The sequence below is a fragment of the Amycolatopsis anabasis genome (genome assembly GCF_009765355.1).
GTDB lineage: Bacteria > Actinomycetota > Actinomycetes > Mycobacteriales > Pseudonocardiaceae > Amycolatopsis > Amycolatopsis anabasis.
In genome coordinates, this window is sequence record NZ_VTHK01000066.1 from 38,124 (window position 1) to 44,784 (window position 6,661).

The 6,661-nt window shown below is 70.5% G+C and carries 7 protein-coding genes; all 7 read right to left on the reverse strand.

Going from position 1 to position 6,661, the window contains the following annotated elements; genetic code table 11:
- Positions 1–47: 47 nt before the first annotated feature.
- Complete coding sequence (locus tag FXO23_RS43765; RefSeq protein ID WP_158893650.1) at positions 48–1,154, reverse strand: acyl-CoA dehydrogenase family protein; 1,107 nt, start codon at positions 1,152–1,154, stop codon at positions 48–50.
- Positions 1,151–2,338: an acyl-CoA dehydrogenase family protein gene (locus FXO23_RS43770; RefSeq protein ID WP_158893652.1), complete on the reverse strand. Its 1,188-nt coding sequence runs from the start codon at positions 2,336–2,338 to the stop codon at positions 1,151–1,153. Before FXO23_RS43770 ends, FXO23_RS43765 begins: the two co-directional genes overlap by 4 nt.
- Entirely contained in the window at positions 2,338–3,558 is a 1,221-nt protein-coding gene (locus FXO23_RS43775) for an acyl-CoA dehydrogenase family protein (protein ID WP_158893654.1), read from the reverse strand. The genes FXO23_RS43770 and FXO23_RS43775 overlap by 1 nt, the downstream gene beginning before the upstream one ends.
- Positions 3,558–4,583 carry a phosphotransferase family protein gene (locus tag FXO23_RS43780; protein ID WP_158893656.1) on the reverse strand — a complete coding sequence of 342 codons (1,026 nt, stop codon included), beginning with the start codon at positions 4,581–4,583 and terminating at the stop codon, positions 3,558–3,560. The genes FXO23_RS43775 and FXO23_RS43780 overlap by 1 nt, the downstream gene beginning before the upstream one ends.
- Positions 4,584–4,687: 104 nt before the next feature.
- Positions 4,688–5,140 (reverse strand): MaoC family dehydratase, encoded by a 453-nt coding sequence (locus FXO23_RS43785; protein ID WP_158893658.1) that lies wholly within the window; start codon positions 5,138–5,140, stop codon positions 4,688–4,690.
- Between the two features lie 14 nt (positions 5,141–5,154).
- Positions 5,155–5,916 (reverse strand): 3-oxoacyl-ACP reductase FabG, encoded by a 762-nt coding sequence (gene fabG, locus FXO23_RS43790; protein WP_158893660.1) that lies wholly within the window; start codon positions 5,914–5,916, stop codon positions 5,155–5,157.
- A 98-nt stretch (positions 5,917–6,014) separates the two neighbouring features.
- The gene (locus tag FXO23_RS43795; RefSeq protein ID WP_158893670.1) at positions 6,015–6,641 is read right to left on the reverse strand and encodes a DUF998 domain-containing protein; all 627 of its coding nucleotides are present in this window, start codon (positions 6,639–6,641) and stop codon (positions 6,015–6,017) included.
- Between the last annotated feature and the right edge of the window lie 20 nt (positions 6,642–6,661).

Below are 6,661 nucleotides of genomic sequence, written 5' to 3' on the forward strand. Positions count from 1 at the left end.
GCCCCGATGAGGTGACCATCCGCCAAACGGTCTGAACGCCCTACCTTTCAGCCGGGAAGATCGATCAAGGTGGCCAGGTTCCGGCGGTGGCGGCCCGGGGTGCCGAGGGCGAGTTCGCTGCTCTTGGCGCGCTTGAGGTACAGGTGCGCCGGATGCTCCCAGGTCATGCCGATCCCGCCGTGCAACTGGATCGCCTCCTCGGCGGCGTGCACCGCGATCCCCGAGCAGTACGCCTGCGCGACGGCCACCGCGACCGGCACGTCCGCACTGCCGGTGGCGAGCGCGTCGGCGGCGTACCGCGCGGCCGCCCGCGCCGAGACCAGCTCCAGGTACAGATCCGCCAGCCGGTGCTTCAACGCCTGGAACGAGCCGACCGGGCGCCCGAACTGGTACCGCTCCCGCACGTACCGCACGGTCTCCTCGAGACACCATTCCGCGACCCCGAGCTGTTCCGACGCGAGCAACCCGGCGCCCGTGGTCAGGGCGGCCGCCAGCGCGGCCTCGGCCTGCCCGGGCCCGGCCACCAGCCGCGCCGGGTTGTCGTCCAGCACGACATCCGCGATCCGGCGGGTCAGGTCCAGCGAGGTCACCTCGGTCGCCGAGAACTCGGTCACCGCGTAGAGCCCCGGCCCGTCCGGTCCGGTCGCGGGGACCAGCAGCACCTCGGCCACCGGCGCGTCGGCGACCGTGCCGATCCGGCCGCTCAGCACCCCGTCCGCGGTGGCCGTCACCGCGGACGGGAACGCCGCGTCCGGCGCGGTGGTCAGCGGAACCGCCAGCGCGCCGATCAGCTCACCGGAGGAGAGCCGGGGGAGGAGTTCGGCGACCACCGGTTCGGTGGTGTCCGCGGCCAGCAGCGCCGAGGTCGCCAGCACCGCGCTGCCGAGGAACGGCACCGGCGCCACGCTGCGGCCCAGTTCCTCCAGCACCAGGGCGGTTTCCCGGACCGACGCGCCCTGCCCCCCGAGTTCCTCCGGTACGGCCAGGCCCGCCGCGCCGAGGTCGCCGGCGAGCGTGCGCCACAGTTTCAGGTCGTACGGTTCGGCGGTCTCCACCCGCGCCAGCACCGCGGCCGCGTCCGCCCGGTCGCCCAGCAGATCGCGGACGCTCGCGCGCAGATCGTTCTCGACGTCCGAGTACAGCAGGTCACTCATCGCGGCAGGTCCTTCCAGGCGACGTCCTTGTCCACGCGCGGTTCCGAAGGCAGCCCGAGAACGCGCTCGGCGATGATGTTGCGCAGCACCTCCGAGGTGCCGCCCTCGATGGAGTTGCCCTTCGCGCGCAGGTAGCGGTATCCGGCTTCGCGGCCGAAGAAGTCGACGTTCTCCGGGCGGCGCATGGTCCAGTCGTCGTACCGCAGCCCTTCCTCGCCCATCAGCTCGACGCCGAGGCCGGACAGCGCCTGGTTGAGTTCGGCGAACCCGAGTTTCATCGCCGAGCCCTCGGGCCCGGGCGCGCCGACCGCGAGCTGCTGGCGCAACCGGATTCCGGCCAGGCGCAGGGCCTCGCTGTCCACCCAGAGTTTGAGCAGCCGGTCGTGCAGATCGGGGGTGCGCAGGTCCGGCCGCTCGCGCCAGGTGTTCGCGACGACCCCGACCATGCCGCCCTCGCGCGGGATCGGCCGCCCGCCGATGGCCACGCGCTCGTTCATCAGCGTGGTCTGCGCGACCTTCCAGCCCTCGCCGACCGCGCCCAGCCGGTGCGCGTCCGGAATCCGCACCCCGGTCAGGAAGACCTCGTTGAACTCGGCCTCCCCGGTGATCTGCCGCAGCGGCCGCACCTCGACGCCGGGTGCGGTCATGTCGCAGACGAAGTAGGTCATGCCCTGGTGCTTGGGCACGTCCGGATCGGTGCGGGTGACCAGGATCGCCCACCGCGCGGTGTGCGCGGACGAGGTCCACACCTTCTGCCCGGTCACCACCCAGTCCTCCCCGTCGCGCACCGCGCGGGTGCCCAGCGCGGCCAGGTCGGAACCGGCGCCCGGTTCGCTGAAGAGCTGGCACCAGACCTCCTCGCCGGTCCACAGTGGACGGAGGAAGCGCTGCCGCTGTTCCGGGGTGCCGAACCGCAGGACGGTCGGCGCGGCCATGCCGAGCCCGATCCCGATGCGGCGCGGGTCGTTGTCCGGGGCATCCGCCGCCTCGAGCTCGGCGTCCACAACGGACTGCAGTTCCCGCGGCGCGTCCAGCCCGCCGAGCCCGGCCGGGAAGTGCACCCAGGCCAGCCCCGCGTCGAACCGGGCCCGCAGGAACTCCAGCCGGTCGGTCGTGGCCGGATCGTGCGCGGCGAGCAGTTCGCGCACGCGCCGGCGCAGGTCTTCGGCGTTCACCTCGGTCATCAGCTGGCCTCCGGCTGGTAGCGCTTGAGCTCGCGCCGGGCCATCGAGCGCTTGTGCACCTCGTCCGGCCCGTCCGCGATCCGCAGCATCCGCGCGGCCGCCCACAGCTGCGCGAGCGGGAAGTCCTGGCTGACCCCGCCCGCGCCGTGGGCCTGGATCGCCTTGTCCAGGATCCATTCGACGGCGGCCGGGGTGGCGATCTTGATCGCCTGGATCTCGGTGTGCGCGCCCTGGTTGCCGACCGTGTCCATCAGCCAGGCCGTTTTCAGCACCAGCAGCCGCAGCTGCTCCACCCGCACCCGCGATTCGGCGATCCAGTCCTGCACCACGCCCTGCGCGGCGATCGGTTTCCCGAACGCGACCCGCGACACCGTCCGCTTGCACATCAGCTCGATCGCGCGTTCGGCCATCCCGATCAGCCGCATGCAGTGGTGGATCCGGCCCGGCCCGAGCCGCGCCTGGGCGATCGCGAAGCCCGAACCCTCCTCGCCGATCAGGTTCTCGGCGGGCACCCTGGCGTTTTCGAAGACCACCTCGGCGTGCCCGCCGTGGTCGCCGTCGGAGTAGCCGAAGACGTGCATCCCGCGTTCGACGGTCATACCGGGCGTGTCGCGGGGGACCAGGATCATGCTCTGCTGCTTGTGCGGCGGGCCGTCCGGATCGGTCTTGCCCATCACGATGAAGATCTGGCAGTTCGGGTTCATCGCGCCGGAGATGAACCACTTCCGCCCGTTGATCACGTAGTCGGCGCCGTCGCGGGTGATGCTGGTGGCGATGTTGCGCGCGTCCGAGGACGCCACGTCCGGTTCGGTCATCGCGAACGCGGAGCGGATCTCCCCGTCCAGCAGCGGTCGCAGCCACTGCTTGCGCTGCTGCTCGTTGCCGAACATGGCCAGCACTTCCATGTTCCCGGTGTCCGGCGCCGCGCAGTTGAGCGCGGTCGGCGCCAGCCCGGGACTGCGGCCGGTGATCTCGGCGAGCGGCGCGTACTGCAGGTTCGTCAGGCCGCCGCCGTGCTCCCCGGGGAGGAAGAAGTTCCAGAGCCCGCGCTTGCGCGCCTCGGCCTTGAGCTCCTCGACGATCGGCACGCTGGTCCACTCGGACTCGCGTTCGGCGAGCTGCTGTTCGAAGACCGGTTCGGCCGGGTAGACGTGTTCGTCCATGAACGCCAGCAGCCGCTCGCGCAGCTCCTCGGTCTTGGCGTCGTACGCGAAGTCCATCAGGCCTCCTCCTTGAGGATCTGGTTCCCGTGTTCGATGAGCGGGAGGACGCCCTTGCCGACCTCGGCGAACCCGGCGCCGACCGTCTTCCCCTGGCTGAAGCGGAAGTAGATGCCTTCGAGAATCACCGCGAGCTTGAAGAACGCGAAGCCCACGTACCAGTTCAGCGCCGAGACGTCCCGGCCGGAACGTTCGGCGTACCGGGCCACCACCTCGTCGGGGCCCGGGTAGCCCGGCGCCGCACTGGCGTTGGCGACGAAGTGCAGATCCACCGCGTCCCGTTCGGCGTAGGCCACCAGCAGTGCCAGATCGGTCAGTGGATCGCCGAGGGTGGACATCTCCCAGTCCAGGACCGCGGTGATCCGGTCGTCCGAGCCGACGAGCACATTGTCGAGCCGGTAGTCGCCGTGCACGATCGCTGGTTCGGGCGAAACCGGAAGGGCGGCGGCGAGCCGGTCGTGCAACCGGTCGACCCCGGGCAGGTCCCGGCTGCGCGAACCGTCGAGCTGCTTCTTCCACCGCCGCAGCTGCCGTTCCAGGTAGCCCTCGGGCCGCCCGAAATCGGCCAGGCCGACCGCACCCGGATCGACGGCGTGCAGGTCGACGAGCGTGTCGACCAGGGCGTACGCGATCGATCGGGTGCGGTCGGCGCCGAGCGCGGTCAGTTCCCCGGCGGTCCGGTACGGCGTGCCGGCCACGAACTCCATGACGTAGAACGGCGCGCCGAGCACGGCCGGATCCGTGCAGAGCAGCAGCGTCTCCGGCACCGGCACGTTCGTCGGGTGCAGCGCGGTGATGACCCGGTGCTCGCGGGACATGTCGTGCGCGGTGGGCAGCACGTGTCCCAGCGGTGGCCGTCGAACGACCCATTTCGCCCGGCCGTCTTCGACGATATAGGTGAGGTTCGAACGGCCGCCCTGGACGACCTCGCCGGTCAGCGTCCCGGTCACCAGCCCGGGCAGCTGTTCGTCGAGGTGGGCCCGCAACCGGCCCAGGTCCAGCCCCGGCGGGTCCGCGTGGGTCATCTGCAGCTCCTTGGATCTGACTTCCTGCGTTGTCAATACGGTACCGACCAGTCGGTATGCCGTACAGTACCGGCGCGCGGCCGAGTGATCGCCGCCTGGGAGACCTAGGAGACGTACCGCGCGACGGTCTCCGCGACGCAGGCGGGCTTGGCTTCGCCGTCGATCTCGATCGTCCAGCGCGCGACCACCTGCTTGCCCCCGGGTACGTCGGTGACCTCGGCGACCTCGGCCCCGCCGCGGATCTTCGAGCCGACCTTCACCGGCTGCGGGAACCGGACCTTGTTCAGGCCGTAGTTGATCCCCATCGAGACGTTCTCCACCCGGTAGAGCTCCTTGCTCAGCACCGGGATCAGGGAGAGCGTCAGGTAGCCGTGCGCGATCGGCGCGCCGAACGGACCCCGGGCCGCCCGCTCGAGGTCGACGTGGATCCACTGGTGGTCCTCGGTCGCGTCGGCGAAGAGGTTCACCTGGTCCTGGGTGACGGTGCGCCATTCGGTGTACCCGAGGTGCTCGCCGACGGTCCCGGCGAACTCGTCGACCGAAGCGAAAACACGCATCGGAGACTCCTTTCCTAGTCCTTCGGGCCGCCCGCGACGTAGATGACCTGACCGGAGACGAACCCGGCGCCCTCGCTGACCAGGAACGACGCCACGCTCGCGATGTCCTCGGGCGTGCCGACGCGGCGCACCGGGATCTCCTGCGCGGCGGCTTTCTTGAAGTCCTCGAAGTCCACGCCGAGCCGTTCGGCGGTCGCGGCGGTCATATCGGTGGCGATGAACCCGGGCGCGATGGCGTTCGCGGTGACCCCGAACTTGCCGAGTTCGATGGCGAGGGTCTTGGTGAAGCCCTGCAGCCCGGCCTTCGCCGCCGAGTAGTTGACCTGGCCGCGGTTGCCCAGCGCGGAGGTGCTGGACAGGTTCACGATCCGGCCCCAGCCCTGTTCGGTCATGTGCTTCTGCGCCGCGCGGGTCATCACGAACGAACCCCGCAGGTGCACGCCGATGACCGAATCCCAGTCCTGGTCGGTCATCTTGAACAGCAGGTTGTCGCGGGTGATCCCGGCGTTGTTGATCAGCACGGTCGGCGGGCCGAGTTCGCCGGCGACCCGGGCGACCGCGGCTTCGGCCTGTTCGGTGTCGCTGACGTCGAGGCCGACGCCGACTGCCTTGCCCCCTTCGGCGGCGATGGCCTCCGCGCCCTGCCGCACGGCGGCCTCGTCGAGGTCGAGCAGGCCCACGGCGAACCCGTCGGCGGCGAGTCGTTTCGCCACCGCGGCGCCGATTCCACGACCGGCTCCGGTGACGATCGCGACGCGGGAGTGGGACTCGGGCACGAGAAGATCCTCCTCTTCGTTGAGACGCACGGGCGGCCTGAACTAAGCAGGCGCTTAGCAAAGTACTCGCAGTCGTCCAGCTTGGCTTGTGACCTGCGTCATGTCCAGGGGGACGGGCGGAGCAGCGGGACGGTGAGCGCGGCGATCGCGAGCAGCTCGTTCAGCGCGAGGGCGCGTTCCACCAGTCCGAGCGGGAGGAGCACCCACCACGGCGGGCCACCGGCGAGCATCATTCCGACGGCGGACAGGATGACGCCGAACCACAGCAGCGAGGTGATCGCGAGCCACCGCGTCAGCCGCTGCCAGCCCGGCTGCCCGGGGAACACCCGGCGCGCGGCGAGCAGAACCGCGATCGGCAGGCACACGAACGCCACGATGCTGGCGATCCGGTGCACGGTGCCGCCGGTGCTCGGTCCGATCGCCCAGTTGTGCTTGGGGAACACCACCAGCACCAGCAGGCTCACCGTCCACAGTGCACCGAACAGGGACGCCGGGGAGAGTGCCGGTAGCAGCCCGCGGTGGACCAGTGCCGCGAACGCCGCCGCCGAACCGAGGGCGATCAGCACGATGGCCAGATCGAAGATCCATTTGTTCGCGCTCAGGGCGTATTCGCTGATGGTACGCCGGATCGGGCTGATCTCGCTGGTCGGCGGCAGGAGTTGCAGCAGGAGGATCAGCGTGGTGCCGTAACTGTTCAGGTGGGTGCTGGGTTTGGTGGTAGCCAGGGGTTTCCGGTGATGGCGTT